The sequence below is a fragment of the Pseudarthrobacter sp. YAF2 genome, from assembly GCF_052113345.1.
Taxonomy (GTDB): domain Bacteria; phylum Actinomycetota; class Actinomycetes; order Actinomycetales; family Micrococcaceae; genus Arthrobacter.
In genome coordinates, this window is the sequence record NZ_JBFRDA010000005.1 from 37013 (window position 1) to 61064 (window position 24052).

At 59.3% G+C, this 24052-nt stretch carries 18 protein-coding genes and 1 pseudogene; 15 read left to right on the forward strand and 4 right to left on the reverse strand.

The features are described 5' to 3' along the window. Positions 1-407: 407 nt before the first annotated feature. Entirely contained in the window at positions 408-1571 is a 1164-nt protein-coding gene (locus tag AB4Y79_RS06810; protein ID WP_441859949.1) for a tyrosine-type recombinase/integrase, read from the reverse strand. A 722-nt stretch (positions 1572-2293) separates the two neighbouring features. Here AB4Y79_RS06810 and AB4Y79_RS06815 point away from each other — a divergent pair. From AB4Y79_RS06815 to AB4Y79_RS06850, 8 genes are all read left to right on the forward strand, one after another. After that, positions 2294-2566 (forward strand): hypothetical protein, encoded by a 273-nt coding sequence (locus AB4Y79_RS06815; protein WP_441859951.1) that lies wholly within the window; start codon positions 2294-2296, stop codon positions 2564-2566. A gap of 184 nt (positions 2567-2750) precedes the next feature. Further along, entirely contained in the window at positions 2751-3182 is a 432-nt protein-coding gene (locus tag AB4Y79_RS06820; protein ID WP_223917588.1) for a LexA family protein, read from the forward strand. After that, on the forward strand, positions 3175-4473 hold the full coding sequence (locus AB4Y79_RS06825) for a Y-family DNA polymerase (RefSeq protein ID WP_441859953.1): 1299 nt from the start codon (positions 3175-3177) through the stop codon (positions 4471-4473). Before AB4Y79_RS06820 ends, AB4Y79_RS06825 begins: the two co-directional genes overlap by 8 nt. Before the next feature lie 36 nt (positions 4474-4509). Beyond that, positions 4510-4824 (forward strand): hypothetical protein, encoded by a 315-nt coding sequence (locus tag AB4Y79_RS06830; protein WP_441859955.1) that lies wholly within the window; start codon positions 4510-4512, stop codon positions 4822-4824. 600 nt (positions 4825-5424) lie between these two features. Beyond that, positions 5425-8121, forward strand: coding sequence for a DNA methyltransferase (locus AB4Y79_RS06835; RefSeq protein ID WP_441859957.1), 2697 nt, complete (start codon positions 5425-5427; stop codon positions 8119-8121). After that, positions 8118-10094, forward strand: coding sequence for a DEAD/DEAH box helicase (locus tag AB4Y79_RS06840; RefSeq protein WP_441859959.1), 1977 nt, complete (start codon positions 8118-8120; stop codon positions 10092-10094). Before AB4Y79_RS06835 ends, AB4Y79_RS06840 begins: the two co-directional genes overlap by 4 nt. Then, the gene (locus tag AB4Y79_RS06845) at positions 10091-11284 is read left to right on the forward strand and encodes a GIY-YIG nuclease family protein (protein ID WP_441859961.1); all 1194 of its coding nucleotides are present in this window, start codon (positions 10091-10093) and stop codon (positions 11282-11284) included. The genes AB4Y79_RS06840 and AB4Y79_RS06845 overlap by 4 nt, the downstream gene beginning before the upstream one ends. A 30-nt stretch (positions 11285-11314) precedes the next feature. After that, a complete protein-coding gene (locus tag AB4Y79_RS06850) occupies positions 11315-11467 on the forward strand; it encodes a hypothetical protein (protein WP_441859963.1) in 153 nt (50 codons plus the stop codon). Positions 11468-11682: 215 nt separating this feature from the next. On the opposite strand, the gene AB4Y79_RS06855 is transcribed toward AB4Y79_RS06850, so the two are convergent. After that, positions 11683-12432, reverse strand: coding sequence for a hypothetical protein (locus tag AB4Y79_RS06855; protein ID WP_441859965.1), 750 nt, complete (start codon positions 12430-12432; stop codon positions 11683-11685). Positions 12433-12638: 206 nt separating this feature from the next. Between AB4Y79_RS06855 and AB4Y79_RS06860 the strand changes: the two genes are divergently transcribed. Both AB4Y79_RS06860 and AB4Y79_RS06865 read left to right on the forward strand, forming a co-directional pair. Next, a complete protein-coding gene (locus tag AB4Y79_RS06860; RefSeq protein WP_441859967.1) occupies positions 12639-13613 on the forward strand; it encodes an AAA family ATPase in 975 nt (324 codons plus the stop codon). A gap of 119 nt (positions 13614-13732) precedes the next feature. After that, positions 13733-15964: a S8 family peptidase gene (locus AB4Y79_RS06865; protein ID WP_441859969.1), complete on the forward strand. Its 2232-nt coding sequence runs from the start codon at positions 13733-13735 to the stop codon at positions 15962-15964. Positions 15965-16047: 83 nt separating this feature from the next. On the opposite strand, the gene AB4Y79_RS06870 is transcribed toward AB4Y79_RS06865, so the two are convergent. Together AB4Y79_RS06870 and AB4Y79_RS06875 are read right to left on the reverse strand one after the other, a co-directional pair. Beyond that, entirely contained in the window at positions 16048-16638 is a 591-nt protein-coding gene (locus AB4Y79_RS06870) for a recombinase family protein (protein WP_441860224.1), read from the reverse strand. Positions 16639-17064: 426 nt separating this feature from the next. Next, a complete protein-coding gene (locus AB4Y79_RS06875; protein WP_441859971.1) occupies positions 17065-17625 on the reverse strand; it encodes a hypothetical protein in 561 nt (186 codons plus the stop codon). Between the two features lie 826 nt (positions 17626-18451). Between AB4Y79_RS06875 and AB4Y79_RS06880 the strand changes: the two genes are divergently transcribed. The 5 genes and pseudogenes from AB4Y79_RS06880 to AB4Y79_RS06900 all read left to right on the forward strand — a co-directional run bounded on the left by AB4Y79_RS06880 (position 18452) and on the right by AB4Y79_RS06900 (position 23497). Further along, positions 18452-19024 (forward strand): recombinase family protein, encoded by a 573-nt coding sequence (locus AB4Y79_RS06880; protein WP_441859972.1) that lies wholly within the window; start codon positions 18452-18454, stop codon positions 19022-19024. Positions 19025-19788: 764 nt separating this feature from the next. After that, positions 19789-20935, forward strand: a pseudogene (locus AB4Y79_RS06885) (IS3 family transposase). 857 nt (positions 20936-21792) lie between these two features. Further along, positions 21793-22404, forward strand: a complete 612-nt coding sequence (locus AB4Y79_RS06890) for a TasA family protein (protein WP_441859974.1) — start codon at positions 21793-21795, stop codon at positions 22402-22404. 42 nt (positions 22405-22446) lie between these two features. Further along, the gene (locus tag AB4Y79_RS06895; RefSeq protein WP_441859976.1) at positions 22447-23100 is read left to right on the forward strand and encodes a signal peptidase I; all 654 of its coding nucleotides are present in this window, start codon (positions 22447-22449) and stop codon (positions 23098-23100) included. After that, entirely contained in the window at positions 23090-23497 is a 408-nt protein-coding gene (locus tag AB4Y79_RS06900; protein WP_441859978.1) for an Hpt domain-containing protein, read from the forward strand. The genes AB4Y79_RS06895 and AB4Y79_RS06900 overlap by 11 nt, the downstream gene beginning before the upstream one ends. Positions 23498-24052: the final 555 nt, after the last annotated feature.

The following is a 24052-nucleotide window of genomic DNA, read 5'->3' on the forward strand; positions in this document are numbered from 1 at the left end:
CAGTCGTTCACTGAGTCCACTCAGCCCAGTTCTCGGCGCCTGGTCCAGGCCGGACGCGAACCAGCGTTCTTCCCATGTCTCCCCCGGAAAGCGCAGCAGCCATTCCAGCACGTCGCGTGTAGCACGGCTGGTGGATCTTTCCCGCTTTGGGCTCCTCCCGTAGGCGCCGTTACTGCGATCAACCCAGGCGAGGGTTTCCTCAGCTCCAAGCGACTGGAGATGCCGGAACTCCCAATGTTCGTCCTGCGGACCCAGAATGCCGGCGTCGTACGCTGGACGGGGCATTGCCTTATTCCGTGCCGTAAAAGTACTGTCCGCCTGCAGCCGCAACTCCTTGACCCGGGCAGAGGTCTGGGCTGCGGAGATCTGGGCCGGGGACCGGAGGTCCTGCGTGACGGCTTCGCCCCTCATTCCGGCAATCCCAGCAGTTCGCGCAACGCCGCGTCGTCGTACTCCGGTTCGATGCCCGGCGCCTCTTGCGGAGGTCTGGCGTAGTGCTCCAGGACTTTCTGCAACACGTCCTCCATCCGGGGCTGGGTGTAGATGGTTGTGGTCGTGACGTTTACGTGGCGAAGCACGGTTTGCACATCGACAAGAGTGAAGGCTGGATCGGCGATCATCCGTTCCGCGGCCGTGTGCCGGAGATCGTGAAGGGTCCAGTTCGAGCCCAACTTTTTCTGCGCTCTGGCGAACATCTGCCGCGCGGCCGCGTACTCAAGCGGGCGCCGGTTCTTGGGGTGCAGCGTCCACCAGACGCGGTCCCCGGGGGAGGCCGGCTGACCTTCGCGCATGTACAGCGCCAACCACACGAAAGCATCAGCGCTGGCAGGAATGAGGTCGCGGTTGCGGGTTCCCTTGCTCGTCACCACCAGCGTGTGTTCTCCGAAGTCGTAATCCCCGTGGCACAAGCCCAGCAGCTCCTCCGCGCGGGCACCGCTGCTAAGCCAAAAGGACAACATGGCCCTGTCCCGATGACTCGTCAGCCCGTTGAAGATAGACGCCATAGCCGCGTCCGGGATTCCCCGCCAGGCTGGTTTTGGAACACGTTGCCGATAGGTCCCCCGCCGGCTCGGCCGAAACTGCTCCATTGGATTGTGGTGCGCGTAAGCCCTTGCCCCCGAGCCCCGCTGCCGGGGCACCGGATTAACCAGTGGACCCAAATTCATCTCGAGGGCGAAGTCGTAAAAGCTGGATAAAACCGTGAGCTGATGATTGATGGAATTGGCTGAGAACGTGGTCCCTGGTCCTCGCTTTCGCGTCACGGTGTTGGTAGTGACGGTCTGATCGTTCCCCCTTCGCAAAGTGTTAGCCGTGGGGGAAGCGCGCATGTTTTCCACCAACGCCCGGACATCGAGTCGTTCAGCCCGTTCCCAAGGCACGAACCGGTCATGAAGAAACCGGAACCAGCGCAACAAGTCGTAGGCGTAACTGCGCAATGTGGCAGGAGAACAGTCGGAAGCAGAAAGGTCACGCAGGAACGATGAAACAGCCAGGTGTTCCGTGTCCGGGAAAATCAGCCTGTACGGAAGACCAGCATCTGACTTCATCACCCTGCCCATTTTGCGTGTCACAGGTTCCAGCCTTCCTGACGCGGGTTTCCAAGAGACCAACATAAGGTGCAGTTAACATGCCGCACTACCGCCTTTAACGACGGCGGCACGGTGACGCTGTGGTCCAAACAAGGCAAGGAACTCACCCGAATCCTGCCAGACGCAGCTGCCGCCCTCGCAGAACAGTTGCCACCGGTTATCTAGCCCCGAAGAAGCTGTCAGCTGTAAGGGTGAACTGTTTGAGCCTTTTGCTTGTGTCAGGCATTGTCGCCATTGGCTTGCGGTATTCGAGTTACGGGTGGACCTCCGCACAGAAACCTACCAAGCGCCCGGCGGACCGAAGCCTCATGGATGCACCCGCAACTCATGGGTCACATCAATCGGACATCTACAAGCAATGGCGCAATCCAGCACGTCATCCGTCCCCCCGCGGGTTCGGCCCATGCCACGACTCCGCAGCCAGAGCAATGCGTCGATCTGACGGAGACGGAGCCTCCATTAGAGTGACCTCGAGGGCACTGAGCATCGGGTTTGAATTACCGGCAAGGTCGAAGCGTCAGCCGCTTTCCCGCTCCCCGCGGAAGCCGATCGTCTAACGGCGTGCTTGAAAGAGCACTAATTCAGAGCGCCCACCACCGGGGCGCTAAGGGATCGGCTTCGGGGAGCTTTACACCGAACTACGTCAGCGCGAAGGGATCGGCGGCGAACTGAAGATTGTCGGCCGCTCCACCGTCCTGTCCACGATGGCCGGGCGTGAGCTGGGCCGGCACCTCCACCCGGCCGGACCCGGGCACCCCTGGCCCGAAAAGATCAGCGAGTCCTCCCTGAACAGATTCAGCAAGGACAAAGGCCCGGTGCGGCTGACACTGGTCGAACCAGTCGTGGTCGAGGTATCAGCCGACGTCGCCTGGTCCGACACGTCCTTTCGGCCCCCCCTCACTTGGAAGCGTGTCAGGCCGGAGCTGGACCCTGCGGAGGTCAAGGTTCCCCCGGAACTGAACAACAGGCACCGCTGACGACGGCGCCGCGGCGGGCTATGCCCAGTGTGGACAGCTTTGAGATTCATCCTCCGGTCTCCACCTGCCCACAATGGGCATAACCCGCTCCGGTTCCAGGGGTGCGATTGGTCAAAGAACACCCATTGTCAGCCCCGACGCGCACACTGATTAACTCGAACATATATTCGAATAAAGGTGTGTCGTGGGCGTTATTGTCGGTCCCCGCGTGATAGACGCGGGTGTCTCCCTACTATCGGTGCTGGTATCCCCGGTGCCGGTTGCGGCGGGCTTCCCGTCGCCGGCTCAGGACTACTTCGATGGCCGGATCGACCTGAACGCGCACCTGATTAAGGACATCACCAGCACCTACGTGGTACGGGTGTCCGGGGAATCCATGGAAGGTGCCGGGATCAGCGACGGCGATGAGCTGATCGTGAACCGGGCGCTGGAACCGCACGACGGGTGTGTGGTCATCGCGGTCCTGGACGGGGAACTGACCATCAAGCGGCTGCGCATCACCCCGACAGGGGTAGTGCTGCAGGCGGAAAACCCCGCATACCCGGACATCCAGGTCCCGGCACTATCGGACCTGACCATCTGGGGCGTGGCCACCAGGTGTTTGCATCATGTCTAAACCGGCGCTGATGCGGCACATGCCGCAGATCGCTCACGTGGACGTGAACTGCTTCTACGCATCCGCGGAGCGGGCGTTCGACCCTTCACTGGAAGGCAAGCCCGTGATCGTGCTGTCCAACAACGACGGCTGCGCGGTCACCCGCTCCCCCGAGGCCAAAGCCCTCGGCATCGGCATGGGCGACCCGTGGTTCAAGCTCGCCCCCCGGGCGAAGGAATGGGGCCTGGTCGCGCTGTCCAGCAACTACGAACTCTATGGCGACATCAGCGCCCGCGTGATGGAACTGCTCGGCCGGTACTCGGCCTGGCTGGAGGTCTACAGCATCGACGAAGCCTTCCTCGGCGTCAAAGGCACCCCCACCGAGCTGCTGGCATTGGGCCGGTCCATGAAGGCCGCGGTCCGGCGGAACGTCGGTGTGCCCGTCTGTGTCGGGATAGCGCCGACGAAGACGCTGGCGAAGCTGGCCAACAAGTGGGCGAAGAACAACAAGGCCTTCGCCGGGGTGTGCCACTGGGACTCCGTCCCCTCCGCTGAGCGGGAGGCGTTGCTGGGCCGGCTGTCCGTGGAGGAAGTGTGGGGCATTGCCGGGAGGCTGACCAGGCGGCTGAACGTGATGGGCATCTTCACCATCGCCGACCTGGTCCGGGCCGACCCGGTCGCGATCCGGGACAAGTTCAACGTCGTCGTGATGCGGACCGTCCTGGAACTGCAGGGAACGCCCTGCATTCCCATGGAAGAGGAACGGATCGGCCGGGACCAACTGATCTTCTCCCGCTCCTTCGCCAAACCCATCACCACCGCCGCGGGGATCCGGCAGGTCATGAGCGTCTACGGCCAACAAGCCTCGGCGCGGTTGGCCAAACACGGCCTGCAGGCCAAAGTCCTCACCGCGTTCGCCGGAACCTCACACTTCAACCCCAACGACACCTCCTACCCCTCGGTCTGCGTGCCGTTGCCGATGCCGACCGCCGACCCCGTGATCCTGACCAAAGCCGGCCACGCCCTCCTGCCCCGAATCGTCGAGGGCGTCCGGTACGCCCGCGCCGGGATCATGGTCACCGACCTGCGCCCAACCGGGAATCAGGCTCCCCTGTCACTGTTCGAGAACCCGCACGAGGAACGGCACATCGGCAGCCTCCTGGAGGACGTCACCCGACGATACGGCCGCGGCTCGATCGGCCTGGGTCACGGCGGGATCCGCGGCGGGCCGGATTGGACCATGAAACGCGACATGCTCTCCCCCAGATACACCACCCACTGGGACGAACTCCCCCTCGTCAAAGCCGCCTGACCCGCCCTCTGCACCGCCCAGGAAGACACCAAGCACATGACCATCACCCCAGAAGCCCCCACCCTCAACACCCCAGTGGATGTCCGGTTCACCAAGGCTGGCACTCCCCTGGCCGTCCGCAACGACGGACGCATCTGGGCCGTCACCGAAGAACCTGTCCACTGGTTCACCAGAGACTCATGGTGGGAAACCCGCCGAAGCGTCCCCGTAGGCGTCGGGAACGTCGTAGACATCGAACACTGGCGTGTACAGGTTCGGCTCGGCGGGTCGGACTCGCCCCTGCGGACCTTTGAACTTCGCCGCGAACCCCTCTCGGAGCAGTGGCTGCTTGAATCCGTCACCGAAGGCTGATACCAGGCTGCGAACTGTGTAGCACCGGGCAGCTGAAGCGTAAGGAGGCTCTTAAATTCCGAAGGCCCCGATTGCTCGGGGCCTTCTAACCAGCGGCCGAAGCCAACTGGGGGTGTGGCACTACCTTACCAACAACCGGATCCGACGTTCCTACTGCTTCAAGAGAATAGATCCATCAGTTGGCGTCCCATCTCTCGAACTACCGCTTGGAGAAGTGCTTTCGCAAGGCCTGTCATGGCGTCGCTCACGATTCGTCGGTTCCTTGTGGCCCGATGACGGGGGCCTTCAATCTGCCTCATACCACTGAACATGCGTAGGTTTTTCCAGCACGGGGTGGGAAGGCTCAGTTGTGGGCACAGCAGCGAAAAATTCCCCCATCCCGGGCTGTGAGCATTACTGCTCCACGTGAACCGTCAAAGGCATCTCTTAGAGTTCGAGTACGCACGCAGCCGTTCGGGCTCACCGTCCCACCGCACAGTCCCTGATAATGTCTCGGCAGGCAGACACTTGCTAGCCTGCCGATGATTTGAGTACCACTTGTGAGCCGTGGCTATCGGTGAACCTTGCTGGGACCACGTTTGTGAGAGAAGAAGACCTTCCATGGTGAAGCTCAACCTAAAAGCTGTCGAGGAGCGCGTCGCCCCACTCGGAAACCGTGAATCTTATGATCGCGACTTCATTTTTGGCCTGCTGCTGGCTTACGGCAAGCCCCAAGGCAACGTGACCCGCCTACGCAACGGTTCCCTCAACGTTGCCCATGACCCCGAATCTGAGGTCGCGCAGAAGAACGTCGTCTACTTCAAGGAGACGACCGGGGATCCTCTAGCGGTCATCGACGAGCTGAAGACATCACCGCTTGTCGTCCGGTACAACACCCGCTTCGTGATCGTCACCGACTACACCGAACTACTGGCCATCGACACGAAGACCGGCGAGAACCTGATGATCCCGATCCGGGACATCGACCAGCACTTCACATTTTTCCTGCCCTGGGCCGGCATGGAGAAAGCTCAATACGTCGCCGAGGCACACGCGGACGTCAAAGCTGCCGAACGGATGGGCAAACTTTTCGACGAGCTGCTTGTGGCGAACCCCGAAATGTTTGACATGGCGCACGGACGCCATGCGCTCAACGTCTTCTTCACTAGGCTCCTGTTCTGCTTCTTCGCAGAAGATACCGGCATCTTCGAAGAGGGAGCGTTCACCAACGCAGTCGGCTCCCATACCCAGCCCGACGGTTCAGACGTTGCTGAGTTCCTCACTGAGGTCTTCAGGGCCTTGGATACTGAAGACGCCGGCAAAAAACCTATGCACCTGACGCAGTTTCCGTACGTCAACGGCCGACTGTTCACGATGGCACCAGAGCATGTGGTCCCGCAGTTCACCAAAAAGGCCCGCGACCTGCTGATTGAGTCGGGCTCTCTGATCTGGCGCGACATTAACCCAGACATTTTCGGCTCGATGTTCCAGGCGATCGTCACGCCGGGGAAGCGCAGCGACCTGGGTCAGCACTACACCTCTGTGCCGAACATCCTCAAGACCATCGAACCTTTGTTCCTGGACGGCTTGAAAGAACAGCTCGATGCAGGGTTTGATTCCGTCAAGAAGCTGGAAGCACTGCTCGAGCGAATCAGCGCCATCAAGGTTTTCGACCCTGCTTGCGGGTCCGGCAACTTCCTCATCATTGCCTACAAGGAATTGCGCCGTCTGGAGCACGCGATCCTGGAGCGACTGTTTGAGATCGATCCGAAGCACCAGATGCTGTACGCCGAATCGAAGATCAACATCGAGAACTTCTACGGACTGGAGATCGACGATTTCGCAGTCGAAGTAGCGATCCTCTCTCTCTGGATTGCCAAGCACCAAATGAACTCTGAGTTCAAGGACAAATTCAACATTTCCATCCCCCTGATCCCACTGAAGGAAACCGGCCAAATCCAAGCAGGTAACGCCACGCGTGTTGATTGGAATTACGTCTGCCCGAACGATGGAGGCGAAATTTATCTGATCGGAAACCCGCCCTACGCAGGTTCCAAGACGCAGACGAAGGCTCAGAAGGCGGACTATGACTTTGTCTTCGGCCGACGCCCATACTCGAAGAACCTGGATTACATCGCACTCTGGTTCGTCAAGGGTTCGGACTACATCGAAGGCAGCCGAGCCGAGCTCGCCTTCGTCACCACGAATTCGGTCTCTCAGGGTGAGCACGTGGGCCTGATGTTCCCGATAATCTTCGCCAAGGACATTGAAATCGGCTTCGCCTATACATCCTTCAAATGGGAGAACAACGCCAAGCGCAACGCCGGCGTCACGGTCGCAGTTATCGGGCTCCGGATGGCACGATCCGGACCAAAGTATCTCTACACCGACGATCTGCAGATCGCGGCGAGCAACATCAACGGCTACCTCGCCGATGGCGATAATGTCTTCGTCACGAAGCGAACCAAGCCGTTGTCGGCACTTGCTCCAATGTCCTTTGGGAGCATGCCCAACGATGGGGGCGCACTGATCTTGACCTCGGATGAGCGCGACCGCCTAATCGAATCCGATCCCACTGCGGTTCGATTTGTAAAGAACTTCATGGGCGCGAGCGAGTTCATCGCGAACGCTGACCGATTCGCACTTTGGATCGAGTCATCGGACATCGAACTCGCTCGAAAGAATCCGGACATCGCCCGGCGGATTGAAAGGGTGCGGGAACATCGAGAAAACAGCCAGCGAGAGTCAACGAAGAAGCTGGCAGCCGTAGCCCATCGGTTCGGAGAAGTACGTTACAAGCCAACGAATTCGATCATTGTCCCTAGTGTCTCCTCTGAGCGACGTCCATATATTCCGATCGGCTACCTCGCCCCTGACACCATCGTCTCTAACCTTGCGTTCGCGGTCTTCGACGCCGAGCCATGGGTCTTCGCGCTGTTGACCTCTGCGATGCACATGACATGGACACGCGCGGTCGGCGGACGCATGAAGACCGACTATCGCTACTCAAATACGATCGTCTACAACAACTTCCCGGTCCCGCCGATCACTGATGCCGCAACGGAGCAGCTCACCGTTGCGGCACTTCGAATATTGGACGTGCGCGAGTATCACTGCGAACGGACGCTCGCTGAGCTGTACGACCCTGACCTGATGCCGGACGACCTGCGTCAGGCGCATGCGGAAGTCGACTCTTTGGTCGACTCGATCTACTCCAAACGTGGCTACGAAACCGACGAGCAAAGATTGTCAGACCTCTTCGGGATATATGAGGAGATGACCGCCACCGAGGCCACAAAGGGAAGTAAGAAAAAGTGAACAAACCGATAAACATCGTCGACGTGACTTATGCCCGCACCAAGGCGTCCGTCAATACCGACGCCCTGGGCATGCGCGAAATGCAGCAGCGAGTCTTCGCAAAACGAGATGCCCAGCACCTTCTGGTCAAGGCACCGCCGGCATCAGGCAAATCGCGTGCGCTGATGTTTGTTGCGCTCGACAAGCTCTATAACCAGGGCCGGAAAAAGGTCATCGTCGCCGTCCCCGAGCGATCCATCGGAGCCTCTTTCTCCTCGACAAAGCTCACCGCGCATGGATTCTTCGCAGACTGGGAGATTAAAGACGAGCACAACCTCTGTGACGCCGGTTCCTCGCAGGGCAAAGTCGGAGACTTCATCGACTTTCTCAAAGGCCCTGACGCCACACTCGTCTGCACGCATGCGACGCTGCGGTTCGCCTTTGAAAAGCTCGCTCCGGAGGCGTTCAACGGCACCGTGCTGGCGATCGATGAATTCCACCATGTCTCCGCTGACACTGAAGCCAACCGCCTCGGCGCGCTCCTGCGTGAAGTTATGAACGGCTCAGACGTGCACATCGTCGCAATGACCGGTTCGTACTTTCGCGGAGACTCAGTGCCGGTTCTGTCTGCTGAAGACGAGGCACGGTTCACACCGGTCACGTTCAACTACTACGACCAGCTCAACGGTTATGAGCACTTGCACTCGCTCGGCATCGGGCATCACTTCTACCAAGGTCGCTATACCGATGCGATCGGTGAGGTCCTGCACCTAGACAAGAAGACCATCGTTCATATTCCGAACGTCAACTCCGGGGAGTCCACCAAGGACAAGATCGAAGAAGTCGGGTTCATCATCGATGCGATCGGCCACGTCGAAGACACCGACCCCGATACCGGAATCATCAGCATTCGCCACAAGGACACCGGTGAGATTCTTCGCGTCGCTGATCTCGTGGATGACACTGACCAGAAGAAGCGTGCTGACACGCTCCACTATCTCTCCCATGTCGCCTCCAAAGAGCGCGACGCTGTGGACATCATCATCGCCCTGGGCATGGCCAAGGAAGGCTTCGACTGGCCTTTCGCCGAGCACGCCCTGACCGTCGGCTACCGTGCCTCGCTGACCGAAGTCATCCAGATCATCGGCCGCGTCACCCGCGACAGCCCCGGCAAGGAGCATGCCCAGTTTACGAACCTGATTGCAGAGCCCGACGCCTCCCAAGGTGAGGTGAAGGTCTCGGTGAACAACATGCTGAAGGCCATCACGGCATCGTTGCTTATGGAGCAGGTGCTCGCCCAGAACTTCACCTTCAAAACAAAGAAGTTCGATGGGGACGACTCGAAAATTCCCGGTCAGCTGAAAATCAAGGGCTTCAAGGAGCCCTCCACGGAGCGTGTCAAGCAGATCGTCGAGACCGACCTGAACGACCTGAAAGCTACGATCTTGCAAGACGACACCTTCGCACGCGCAGCAGCGGGCTCAATCGACGCAGAGACCGCCAACAAGGTCCTGATCCCGAAGATCATCCGTGAAAAGTACCCGGACCTCACAGACTCGCAGGTCGAGGAGGTCCGGCAGCAGGTCGTCGTGGACTCGGTGGTCAAGAACGGTGAGGTACGCGAAGTCGGAGACAAACGGTTCATCAAGATGGCCGAGAAGTTCGTCAACATCGACGAGCTCACCATCAACCTCATCGACTCGGTGAACCCCTTCCAGCGCGCTTTCGAGGTCATGTCCAAATCAGTGACTCCCTCGGTACTCCGGATCATCCAGGACCAGATCACGGCCACCCGCGTAGAGTTCACCGAGGAGGAGGCCCTCTCACTCGTCCCCCGGATCAAGAACTGGATTAAGGTCAGCGGTCGACGCCCGGACTCGCGGGCCGAAGACCCGACCGAGAAACGGTACGCGGACGCGCTGCTGTGGCTCCAGCGGGCCAAGCAGAAGCTCGAAGCCCAGAAGCGCGCGGCTGAAATGGTGACGGACGAATGAGCGAGAACGACGACATCCTGGAAGCGGTACCATCCTCCCTGCAGGATCTCATCGACAACGACCTCGACGGGCTGCTCGACGCGCCCGAGAAGCCCAAGAAGATCACCTCGTCCGACCGGCTCGAGCGGGCGTTCCTGGAGATTGTAGAGTTCCGTCGGAAGCACGAGCGCCTACCGAGCTCAGCAACGCGGAACATCGCCGAGCGAAAGCTCGGGGCCCGCCTCGAGGGCATCCTCGCCAACGACGAGAAGATCGCGGCGCTCCGACACCTCGACAAGGAGTTCGAGCTGCTGGCTGTAGAGACAGCTCCCGCGTCGCTGGACGAGCTTCTCGAGAGCGACGATCTAGACGATCTACTGGGCGACGAGAGCGGCATCCTCGATGTGTCGGATCTACCCGTGATCAAACGTCCCGAGTCCCCGGACTCAGTCGCTCAGCGGGTGAAGGCCGAAGACTTCGACCTGTTCGAGCCGCTGTTCAAGGCGAAGCACGCCGAGCTGGCCCAGGGCACGTACAAGCTGGTGCCTTTTACTGGCATGGATCTCATTCGCAAGGGTGCGTTTTTCGTGCTGAACGGCGTCATGTGCTTCGTGGCTGAGGTAGGCGAGGACGTGGACCTGATTGTCGGTGGCAAGCCCAGGCAGAAGCAGCGCCTGCGCGTCGTCTTTGAAAACGGCACTGAGTCGGCGATGTACAAGCAGAGCCTCATGACCCGCATGTACGAGGCGCAGGGCCAGGTCTTGGCGCGGACACGCCACGATGCCACCGAAATCCTCGACGCGGACGTGGAGAGTGGTCATATCTACGTGCTGCAGTCGCTCAGCGAGGATCCTGTTGTCGCGGGGATGAAGGACCTCCACAAGATCGGCTTCTCCACGACCAACGTCGAGACCCGCATTAGAAACGCGGTGAATTCGCCAACCTACCTGATGGCACCCGTGAAGGTGCTGGCGGACTACCGGCTCTACAACGTGCGTGCGTCCTGGCTGGAGCACCTCTTGCACCGCGTGTTCGCCGAAGTGCGTCTGGACCTGACGCAGGTCGACCGGAACGGACGCGACTACGACCCCTCGGAGTGGTTCGTGGTGCCATTGGAGACCATCAACAAGGCCGTCGCAATGATTATGTCCGGCGAGATCACCGCCTACGTCTACGACAAGCCGCTGCAGCGTCTAGTCAAGCGTGGTTGAGCAGGGGGGCTCAGTGGATCGCTGACCCGGGTGGCGTCTACTTCAGCGATCGGTTCGTACGTAGACCCTCAGGTGCTCAAGGACTCGGGGACGTTCGACATCTCGGTCGTCTCCGACCTCCCGGTCTTCATCGACCCGTTCCTGCTTTTCAACAGCGACAAGGACGAGTACCGCGCTGCATGAGCAAATCGTTTGTTATCTCCGCTTCCTGCGCGAGCATGCGCATGAGCCGCTCGGCAGGGGCCCATCAAGAGCTGGTACACGGGCGCGCCGGCTAGGTGTACTCAGCTGAATGGATGGGAGTCGGCTGAGGGTTGTTAGATCTGCCGGACTCATATGACGCTCCAAGCACTGACAGCGGGCTACCGTCACCGACCGGTCAAACTTCTGGGGGTTGCCTAGAAGAGGCCAGACAGATGGAAACGCTGGGCATCGCTCTCGTAGCGCAGTGCAACAACAGAATTGATCGTGAGGCTCGCTCGAAAGGCTTCAAGTTCGTTTCTTTGGTGTGCAGTTAACTTCTCACATGGCATTGTGTGCGCACCCTCGAACCATGTGGGTAATAGCGACTGGTCCATTTCTCCTGCGCCTGTAGGCCTCCAGCCATACAGCCATACGTTTGGGTCCGATTCGCTACGTCCTGGGCGAAGCTCTAGGTACCAGTTCATGTAAGCCCTTGCCCCGCAGACCAGCTCACAGTGGGTGACTTCACGCAGGGGAATGTCGCTGAACTTCGAGGTTCCGGCGGACAAGCTGTACGGGAAAACAGCGCCCCGCCCTCTAAGAGACACGGGGTACTTGGAGCTCTTCGTGCGGACCGACAGAACCTCGAGTACATCGCCCTCAAAGATCACTTGCACATCTACATCCGGAAACTCAAAGAACTCATTTCGACCGTCAGAGGTAGCAAAGCTTGTCCTACTGAGCTCTGCGGCCCTAACCGGATCCCCTAGTAGGTCATAGACCCGCTTTCTTGGAGTGCCTAACGGAAGTTGGCTCAGGTTTTTTCGAAGATCTCGCTTCTTCCCAAGACTTTTACGTACCTGCCTAAAGACGGGGGGCAACGCAATAAGAAGAGCTAGCACTCCTGCTACCCAGGACATAGGCTCCAACCACTCCCCCAAAGAGGAAAAAACTATGGCATCCATGAGGTCCTCTCGCTGAACTTGCGCCAGTGCTGGAGCTGGCTGCCAAATACGTCCTGGTGGTTCAAAGGTAGTTGTGCGATGGTTCCTGCGAGGACTTTGTGTCACGGTGTCGACGAACAGCGTGAGGGTCGCGATGTGTGCGGTCTGCCTTTCTATACTCCCGTGAGGCGCCCGAAGATCAGCTAGCGCAAGGCTACGATGGGGGGATGGCCGGCCGACATTTGAAAGAGATATTCAAAGCGTTCCATGCTCGTGATGAGCTGGCGTTTCGTCGTGCCGCAACTGAAATTATTGAAGAAGAGCAAGCCAAGCATCACAACGCATTGGCGCGAGATCTCCAGAGGCTTCTTATCTCCGGCGGGGGCTCCATCGACTCGGGAGCCACGGTAATTGTCCCTTCGCCACCCAAGGATCGTGAGGGCGAATGGGACCTTGGTGAGGTGAAAGAGCCTGAGCGGCTTCTTGAAGACCTCATTCTTGATGCCAAAGTCGTCAAGACACTCGACGGCCTTAGCAAGGAAGTGCGGCAATGGCCTTCCCTCGATGCAGCCGGGATCGGTCGTCGGCAGCGCATCCTCCTTGAGGGCCCGCCTGGCTGCGGCAAGACAACCGCTGCAGAAGCGTTGGCGGCAGAATTAGGTCGTCCGTTCCTCTTGGTCAGGCTGGATGCCGTTGTTTCTTCCTATTTGGGAGAGACGGCCAGTAACCTGCGACGCATACTTGACTACGCAGATCAAGCCCCGTTCGTAGTTCTCTTTGATGAGTTCGACGCCTTGGGACGCTCCCGTGATGACCAATCGGAACACGGAGAGATGAAGCGGGTCGTCACAGCTTTCTTGCAGATGACCGATAGATACAGGGGGCCGAGCCTCCTTCTTGCAGCCACCAATCACTCTGGCTTGTTAGATCAGGCACTTTGGCGCCGCTTTGACGAAGTCCTCACCTTCAGAAAACCAACGGTGCATGAAATTCGCAGACTCATTCGGCTGCGCCTCCGGAACTTTGCCCATTCCACCGTTGACGTTGATCAATACGCGAGTGCACTGAAGGGGCTTCCCCACGCCGCCGTTGACAAACTAATTGCTGATGCACGCCGTGAAGCACTGCTTAGGAACGCCGAGGCCGTAGGCCCCCAGGACTTCGATGCCGTGCTTTCCGCCGTAGTATCCCGCCCTTGGTGAGTTAGGAACCAATGCCAGATCATCTCCTACTGCCCGACCCGCGTCGGCTTCCATCACGGCGAGCATCCGGAAGCGGAGGTGGGGGCCCCAAACGGCAATGGGGACAGCACGGAAATCATTTGAAGGCCCAACTGTCCCAAGTCGTAGGAGCACCGCGACGAATCGATAAAGGGATAGACCCTGGCCTCGTTTTCAAGATCCGAGCTGCGTCCAGACCTACAGACAGTGGGTTTGAAGGCCGCGGCCTTCAGATTCTCGGCGAAACCGTTGATTACACCTACTTCGTCATGTCGGAAGACAACGGTACGGCGCTATCGGGGGCTATCTCGAACTATTCCAGTCGAGGGGCACTTCACTCGTTCTTCAATGCCGTGAATGACATCGAACCCTACGGTCCGGATGATCGGCGAGGAGCCGGTGTCCGAGAGCTGACCGGTTTCAGCGGAACAATCGTCGTCGATGTTGCCCTTTGGGCTGCCAGCACCCATGCCGAGGCCGTTCAGAGGGCTAGCACAGTGGAGAGCGTCCTTGCGTCTTCTCAAGGGCGCGTTCTGTTGCGCTCCACCTCGGCCAGAAGGAACTTTCTGCGCGTTGAAGTTGATGAACGGGGATTGCAAGACTTACTGGAAATTAGCTTCGTTGAAGTGGTCAGAACACCCCCGGTACCCTTCTTGGACTTTCGAGAGTGGAGGAACCTGTCCCTTGACGAACTCATTCTCTCCAAAGAATCGAGCGCCACGGTGGGTGTCCTGGACGACGCCCCCGCTACTGCACACCCCTTACTGGCAGGGCTGGTCCAGTCTGTGGATTCACTCGCTCCTGACGGATACCAGTGGCAGATGCAGGGCCATCATGGCACAGAAGTTGTTGGTCGCGTTCTATACCCGAACCTGGCGGAGGAAATACGAGAGCTTCGTCCGATAACAGCTGTAGGTGCTGTCCGCGTGGTCCGGATACTGGAGCCGGATCCGCACCGTGCCGATTCACCACCTAAGTTCGCGGGTTACGATTTCCCGCACGAAATCGTCAGCCAAGCCATACGGCATCTTCACGACACTTATGGTGTCAGAATCTTCAACCTGTCAGTAGGCTACGCAGAGCCATTTGACGACCTTCACGTTGGTCCGCTGACCGAGACCATTGACGACTTGGTCAGGGAACTCAACATCGTCATAGTCGTTCCCACCGGCAACATAGGTACAACCATGGACGGACGAACTGACAGCGGCCACCACGTACTGCACGACAAGCCCGAGTACTTCTTCTCTCCGGAGCACCGGCTGGCAGAGCCCGGTCCGGCTGCTCTCGCCGTAACTGTCGGCTCGATGGCATTGAGCGGCGCTCCTGCCGAGATACCGAACAGGTATGGGTGGCAGGCCGTCTCGGTTGAGGACGAACTCTCGTGCTTCAGCCGGACTGGACCAGGGCTCGGTACCGCGGTAAAGCGCATGAATAAGCCAGATGTTTCTCACTACGGTGGCAACCTAGTCATCAACGACTCCGGCTACGTCGTGCGTAACGACCCCGGAACAGGGATGGTCACCCCGTCCTACCGAAGTGGTGACGGGAGGCTATTCGCATCGGTCATCGGAACAAGCTTCGCTGCACCCGCAGTAGCTCGTGTGGCAGCTGATATTGCTCACGCGTACTCGGACTCCTCAGCAAACCTCATTCGGGCACTTCTCGTGTCAGGAGCTGCTCCCACAGCACCCGCTTCAACAATTGGGGACCTACATCGCCGCAAGGGCATGTACGGAAACGGGCGGCCGTCCAGCCGCCGTTCCATCGATAGCGAAGCGAAGAGAACGACCATGACATACGACGGCGCCATGCCGATCGACACGGTACAGATTCATCCTCTGCCACTTCCCGAAATATTCAGACGCGGGAGCGGAGGGGAACGAACGATAACTGTCGCGCTTGCCTTCGATCCTCCGGTAAGAAGACAACGGCGCGAGTATCTGGCCTCGTCAATGAAATTGGATATATACCGAAACATCGATCCAGATGAACTGGCTGAAATGCTGATTAAGCAGGATCCGGATGATGCGATGGACCTCATCAAGGACAAGCGCAGGCTAAAGATGACCCCAGGGAGCAATTCCTTCACGAACAGCACGTTGCAGGTGCGGCAATGGGCTGCACGCAATTCCTTCACGGACGACGATGAAACGTTTTTCATTGTGGTCACCCACAAAGCCCAAACCTGGGCGCGATCCAACCCCGACTATGAGAGGCAGTCCTACGCTTTGGCCGTAACCCTTGAAGACCAGCATCTTGTTCAGGCAGATCTTCATCAACTGCTGACGCAACAGGTCAGAGTGCCGGCCAGGGTGCGTGTCCGGTCCTAAGTCTCACGGCCCGAATCAGGCATTAAGGGCGTCTCCTCTGCGGCTGGCGGGGTCGCGAACGCTATTCCAAAACTCAAAGAGCGCTACGCAGCAGCATTTGCGACTTCTGGGGCGTCATTTCGGCTAAGAGCTCGGGTCAGTGAGGAAACACTGACGCTGAGTATCTGGGCCGTCTCCTTCAGGGTTTTACCCTGGCTGCGCAGCTGCCGGGCTGCCTCTGTCTTGGACGGGGTCATGGTTCGAGGGCGGCCGCCAAGGCGACCACGCGCCTTCGCCGCAACCAGGCCGGCCTTTGTCCGTTCAGACAACCGTGATCGTTCGTACTCGGCAAGCGAGGCGAACATATCAAAGATGAGCTTTCCATGGGCGTTGGTAGTGTCTAGCCACGGTTCAGCGAGAGAACGGAACCCTATCCCCCGCTGTCCCAGTACGGTCACAATGTCGGCCAAGTCAGCCGTACTGCGGCCCAGCCTGGTTAGATCAGCAACGGTCAGGACATTCCCGGGCTGCAGGTAGTCCAGGCATTCCTTCCACCGCGTCCTTGCTTGGGTGGCCCCAGAGGCGTACTCCTGAAACACACGCACGGCCCCCGTAGCGACGAGCGCATCCACTTGCGAATCCAGCGACTGCCCTCGGGTGCTAACCCTCGCGTACCCAATTACGTTGCCCGACACGTCAAAAAGCCTCCATCGCAGGTTTTGACCAGCTTTCATTTTGAAAACCAGTTTTGACCAACGATATGAGTGCTTTTCGACTTTTTTCGGTGTCATTTTCCGAAGTCGTCTGCACGAAATGTCCAAAGTCGTCTGCACGGGCCCTACGTGTCAGGTAGCGGATCAAATTGCCGGGGCGCAGCTTGAGGGCAGCGGCGCCTTCGGGCTGGGTTCACACTAGGATCTCGGCCCACTCACGACGCCGTCGCACGCAGCGGTATTGGAAGAGGCGCCGGGGTTAGAGAGGGCCGCTTTTAGAACTTCGACGGGGACCGCGTACTGACTCGTCCCGCCCGCGTAGACGACGCCAACAAGTTGCCCTGCATCGTCAATATGGTGCCCGGGCCGAGCCGGTCACCATCTCCTGGCCATCGGCCCTAAAAAACACTAGCCATTAGGTAATTCTTTGTATAGTTTCCAGATAGATGTTTTATCATCAAGTTTGTCGTAGACCATTTGGTAAGTATGCTGTACCTTGTTGGCCGACGCACTAACTATTACTGTTTTTATAGGCTTGCCGTTTTCATCAACGCCCTCGATGAGGCCTTTGACAAACTTCGCGTCAGTCAGAGGGACCGAGTAGGTGATAGCCTGAACCCCACTATCGATTTCCGCGATTCTTGCTTGGTAGAGCGGAGGGGTATGCTCGCTTATAGTGTCGTAGAAGAGTGCTGACAGTGCTTTTTTCGATGTATTCTTATTGAGCGTGAAGTCACCAATAACATTGTTTAGTGGTTGAGCGTAAGCTAATTCTGATTGAAACTCAAACTGCCTAATGATTTGCTCGGCTGTGTTTGTCTCGGCGCTAATATCAAGCGGATTAAACTTGTAGAGATCCCCAGTTGGTCCAGCAAACCATTCGGCGTGCTTATCCGTCTCTGAGAGAAGGAATTTAAGATAAGGTCCTTTTTGAGCATTCGATAATACATTGAATGCTTCCGGAGACATGCTTTTTAGGCTGTCTAACGTGTATTTGTTAGCTACAGCCGGGGTCGTCTCTGGACCCGCCGAGGAGGGGGTGCTGGTGACTGGTGGCGCGGCCGATGGGCTACCCTGAGTGGGTGTCCCGGCTTGGGCAGCACAAGCTGACAAGCTGATTAGTAGGATTCCGGTCAGTGCAGGGACCATGACATTGGACGAGTCGATGCGGCTGAATTTCAAGTGAGTCCCTAAATAGAGCGTGAACCTGGCAGAAGTACCAATGGCGCGATTTTATCCCGCGCGGACACACTAATGTCTATATTTCGGGCCTAGGGATTTAGCAGGGCTTCCAGCTGCCTGGGTACCACGCAATACAGTACTGGGCTTGGTTGACCATTATGCCTAGAAGCCGCTCCCCGCCGCGCGGCGGCGGTCGTGAAGTATTGGTAGTCCACCGCAGGCATTGGCGACTGTCAGGGCTGAGACTTAGCCGACAGCAAGGACGACTAGTTGCAACGTATTCGAAACTGACTTCGAAAACGCCGCTGCGCGTTTAACCAGAAGAGTCATAAGCAAAGCCGCGGCGACCACGGATAGCCATAACAGTTGAACGCCATTCACAGGGGAAACCTACCCCTTCAACAATCGTCATAGCGGAAGCGCCTGGTTAGGAACGGTGTGGCGGATAAGTGGCGCTGCATGATGAACACATCGCAACGTGTCTCGCGATCGATCGTTCGCAAGACACTCCAGGGCATGTTCATCAAGGCCCGGAAACACGCAGCCTGTTTTGTAATGCTTCCCGTGTACGCGCCTGTGTAATGCTCAGCAGGGTTGGTGATACGTTTCGGTGATGCGAATCGGATACGGACGGGTCTCCACCCGCGATCAACATCCCGAAGCCCAGTACGACGCCTTGATGGCTGCCGGCTGTGAGCAGGTTTTCCTTGACACGGCTTCCGGGAAACTGGCCCGCAGGCCCGAGCTGGACAAGGCGTTACTGTCGGCCAACCGGGCAGGAGACCAACTCGTCATCACCAAACTCGACCGACTCGGCCGGTCATTGGAAAACCTCATAGAGGTCTCCAAGGCCCTCCAGGAGCGCGGGATCGATCTGGTCGTACTGGACCAAAGCATCGACACGTCCACCCCGATGGGGCGAATGTTCTTCCAGATCCTCGGCTCAATCGCCGAGTTCGAACATGCCCTAATGTCCGAACGTACCCGTGATGGTCTAGCCGCGGCGAGGGCGAGAGGCCGAACCGGCGGGCAGAAACCCAAGCTAGGCCCGCGCCAGGTGAAGCTGGCCCGGGAAATGTATGAAGAAAAGGGCGCGGACGGGAAGCGTGCTCACACGGTGGAACACATTGCCCAGGAATTCGGCGTCACCCGTCCCACGATCTACCGGCACCTCGCGAAACCATGACCTGCCGGCCGGCCCGCGGAACAAGACACCGGCACGTCCGTGGGCAAGAGCCCGGCGCAGATATTGTGCAGGTTGAAAAGTTACGGATTGTGCAGAGGAGTGTTGAGCGCAATGCCGTTTCGTGCAGGCGACTTCTGACACTTCGGTATCCATACTCGTCTGCGCAACCCCGGGAACACGCGGCCAGTTGCGCAGGCGGGTACTGAAATTGACAGATCCTCTGGCGGCCGATGCCCGCAGGGTCCGCAGCCGGCGGTCTCGTTACAAAGGCGCGGGAGCCGTCATTGGAGCAGAGGAATTAACCGACGGTAATAAGGCCAGCTGGGATCTTGGCGACGGCATTTTCGGAGCTGGCGGCTTCCTCATAGACGGAGCCTCCTGTCTAGGAGTTAAGTACACCTCATGAAAAGCAACCATAGGAGTGGGTTGCGCTGTCAAAGAGCAGCTCTTCTACAGTCGAGGGGGCCCGTACCAAGCCGTTGGTTCAGGTAGTCTCGATGGGTCTGAAACGGGGATCGCCACCAATTCTACGCGCTCGTCTTCGCGTACTCGGCGCAAACCAGCGCCATCAAAGGTAGGGCGTGCCGTGGATTTCGCCACATGCGGGCTTCCCGAGGAATCAGGCATCCAGTGGGGCACTTAGAGTACGCGGGGCGTCGGACAACAAAGCGGTAACCCACCGCAAGCTCTCCAAATAGGGGACTGCCCCCGGTTTTGTTGACTCCTTGACCTAACGAGCTTGTGCTCGTGGAAGGATGTTGACCATGCCCACGCCTTATGGGGCGGAGTTCCGCCAGGATGTTATCGATGTGGCCCGCAAGGGCGAAGCGCCGCTGACGCAGATCGCGAAGGACTTCGGACTTTCGGTAACCACGCTCAAGCGCTGGATTGCCATCGCCGAACGTAAAGATTCCGGGGCCGGCCCGGCAGCCTCGGAGTCGGCGGAGATGCGGGAGCTGAAGAAGCGCAACCGCCTGTTGGAGCAGGAGAACGAGATTCTCCGCCGGGCTGCTGCCTATCTGGCCAGGGACATCAACCCAAAATGATCTACCCGCTGGTCACGGATCTTGCCGCCGACGGTATTCCCGTGGCGGTGACCTGCAGGGTATTGGGATTCAGCAAGCAAGGCTATTACCGGTGGCGGGCCAGTCCGGTAACGGAACGGGACTGGGTCGATGCGCATCTGGTCAACGCCGCCCTGGACATCCATGCAGATGATCCGGCATTCGGGTACCGCTTCATCGCCGACGAACTCCAGGAGAAAGGCGTCCTGACCGGTGAAAACAGGGTTCAACGCCTGTGCAGGGTCCACGGCATCTGGTCGGTGTTCTCCAAGAAGCGTGGCCTGAACCGCAGACCCGGCCCACCGGTCCACGACGACCTAGTGGAGCGCGACTTCACGGCCGCGGCGCCGAACGAGCTGTGGCTGACGGACATCACCGAACACCCCACTGCAGAGGGGAAGCTCTACCTCTGCGCGGTGAAGGATGTCTATTCCGGCAGGATCGTCGGTTATTCCATGGACTCAAGGATGAAGTCCTCGCTTGCCGTCACCGCGCTGGAGAACGCCGTACGGGCACGCCGCCCGGCGGGGACAGTGGTGCACTCGGATCGAGGGTCCCAGGGTTCCGGTCTCGTCGCTTCGTCGAAGCGCTCCGGCACCACGGGCTCACCGGCTCGATGGGCCGGGTCGGTGCGTGCGCGGACAACGCGGCGATGGAATCGTTCTTCTCGCTACTGCAGAAGAACGTCCTGGACCGTCAACGGTGGCTCACTAGGCAGGACCTGCGGCTGGCCATCACGACTTGGATCGAAAGGACTTACCACCGCCGGCGACGGCAGAGACGGCTGGGCAAACTCACGCCCATCGAGTATGAAACAATCAACCGGACCGCGCTCACAGCGGCCTAAGACCCCGAGTCAACAAAAGCCGGGGCAGTCCCTAGCCCACCTAGTTATGGCAGAGACGTCCTAGTTGCAAAGGGTGACAGGTGTGGCGGAGCTGGACCAAATATTGGTCTGCCGTGTGGGGACCGTATATTGAGCGTCGATCGTATAGCCCCACCCTTTGGCCGCCGTAGCTGTGGAATACACATACCCGGGATTGAGGGGTTTTGAATCCTGGAGGAGACCGTTGCCATCCCAGATCCTCAGGACGTAACCCGTTGCTTTGGGAACAGTCCCGTGGCTGGTCACCGTGATGTCCAACGTGTATTTGCCGCTATGGCCCTTCTGTGTGCACATGGCGACGGGTACCGTGTTTCCGGTGGGGGCGGGAAGTGCATACGTTCCGACTGACACGGTCCCGGCGTCGACGGTCCTGGTAAACACAGCGTTCGCCGCGGGGGCTCCGGCAAGAAGGCACGCAGCCATGACACCGGCAAGCAGGACCTGCCCCCCGCGGCCAACGCCCCTCAAATGCCGCACTTCTGTCCCTTTCACAGCCACTGGGGCACGCCGCGTGTTGCGCCACGGCCCAGGGTCCTCACCAATTTTTCAGCATGAATCTCAAGAAATAATCAAGGCAGAATCAGGGTCTGGGCAAATCTCCGAAGTGGCCGGGACCCGCCTTACAAAAGTCCGGCCACTCGACCAGTTATGGGCCTGAACTGCGAAAACACCGAAAATCTCTTGATTCTTTCTTGATCGTCGGCAAGAGGGTTCCTTGATTCTTCAAGTGCAGAGTTGCTCTCAGACAGGTCGATCGGGCCTGTAGACATCCACGGCCGGCCCACTGGGGGTAGGCCCGTCACGCAGAGGACACTGTCATGGGCATCAACTTGAAAACCACCACCGGCAAGATCATCGCATCCGCCGCACTGGTCGGCACCGCTGCCGCCGTCGCCGGCATGGGCACCTACGGTGCCTTCACCTCCACGACCTCCGCCAGCCAGGCCGTCGCCAGCGGCAACGTCACCATCGCCCTCGCCGGCCCGGGCGCCACCAACACATTGAACAATCCCGTCACTGACATGCTGCCAGGCGACAAGGTCGAAAGGCTCGCAACTCTGGCCAATACCGGCACCTCGGACCTGAACAACGTGACCCTCAGCACGGCCGCAACCGGCACCCCCACGGCCCTGACAATCGATGGCGCCAAAGGCCTGCAGTTGAGCATTGAGAACTGCACCACCCCATGGGCCGGTTCGGCCGGAGCGTACACCTGCGGAGGCACCAAGACCGTCGTCCTGGCCAGCGCCCCGATCATCACCGGGACCGCGAAGACCCTGACGCTTCCGACCGCGCTGACCGCCGGCAATACCGACAACCTGAAGGTCATCACCTCCCTGCCGGACACCGCAGATAACAGCTTCAAGAACCTGAACAGCACCGTCGACTTCACGTTCACCGCTACCCAGCGCACCGGCGTCACCAAGTAATCCACCGATTCACAGCCGCAACCCCGGAACGAGGACCCACCCATGAGCGCCGCCATTGATTTCGTCTCCATCCCCCACACGGGAGATGCCAGGACGCACAATGTCGAGGGTCCTCGTTCCAGCGGCCGGGCCACCCGGTTCCTGCGCCGTTCCGTGTCCGCACTGACCACCACCCTGCTGGTCCTGGCCGTAGCCGCATTCCTGGCAATGGCCATCGGGCCCCGCATCCTTGGCTATCAGACCTCCACCATGCTCACTGGTTCGATGGCACCGCTGATCAACCCCGGTGACGTCGTCGTCACCCAGCCGGTCCCGGTCAGTGACATCAAGGTCGGCGACGTCATCACCTACGCCATCCCCGTTGAAGACCACCGCATCGAAACGCACCGGGTCACGGAGATCACCACCAACCCTGACGGAACCACTGCCGTCCAAACCAAGGGTGACGCCAACAACGGTCTCGACCCTTGGGTAGCCACAATCCAGGGGTCAATGGTTGACCGGCACGTCGTCACCATCCCCTTTATCGGGAAGGCGATCCGGGCACTGCGCCAGCCCATCGTCATGAACATCCTCATGTACGGCGCCCCGGGCGTGCTGGTCATCGGCCTGCTCGCCAACATCTGGCGGAAATCACCCGAAGACACCCCTGCCGCCGGCTCCGACGCCACTGGGAAAGCCGCGCGTGTTGTGTAACCGAGTCCAAACCCTCCTCCAATTTGCCCGGTTCCATGAACTCGCCGCTCAGCTTGAGAACCCGGCCGCTGCCCTGGACTTCCTGGAAACATATTTGGAAATGCTCCCCGGCCGGCTCGAACGTATCCTTAAAGCCATTCGCGAGCACGACCGGGAAGCAGCCCTCGACGCCGTCCTGAGCCTGAAATTCGCTTCTTCAATGTGCGGCGCCCTCACCACCGAAGCCTGCTGCCTGGAACTCGAGCCCCTCGTGCGCGGACAACAATTCGACCTGGCCCTGCTGAGCATCCACCGCCTTACCTCGGAAGTCACTGCACTGCACGAGACCGCACACGAGATCCTGCGCGCAGCCCACCCGGACCTACACGGCAATCCGTCTCTGTTCGTTGCAGCCTGACATCTGTGCGGTGATCGGCAAGGGCATCGCCCGATGGGCGGTTCTCTTCAAAAATGGTTTTCGCAGCCCCTGGATGGCCGGGTCGCCGGGGGCGCAGGGTTGCCGCGGTGGTGCGCGCCAGCCTTGCCGTTCCGCCGGTTCTAGTAGCCCTCTTCACAGGCACAGGTGTGACGACTAGGTAGTGGTCCTCTCCCTCGACCATGCGGAGCAACTGGAGGCTTTCGAATGTAGGTTACCCATCCATGGAGCGTGCACGGCTGGCAAGGCGGAGCCTGCGTAGAGATTCTCATTGTGCGCGCTGTTACTGAGCCGGTGTGCGGCCAGACACGAAGGACCAAGCGGGACACAACTGCACCACCTCTCCCTCCACTTACATGGGAATGTGGTCAAGGCGCTGGTAGATCCGCCAGATGTGACCTGTATCGGGGCCCTTTTATGGTGTCCGTCTGCGCGAACCCGTACGCTCCGGGCTGCAGCTGCTGGCCAATCGCAGTGCTGCCGTCCAGGATGAGGTGCAAACCGTCATGCGGCCTGAGGTAAAGATCCTGCCACCAC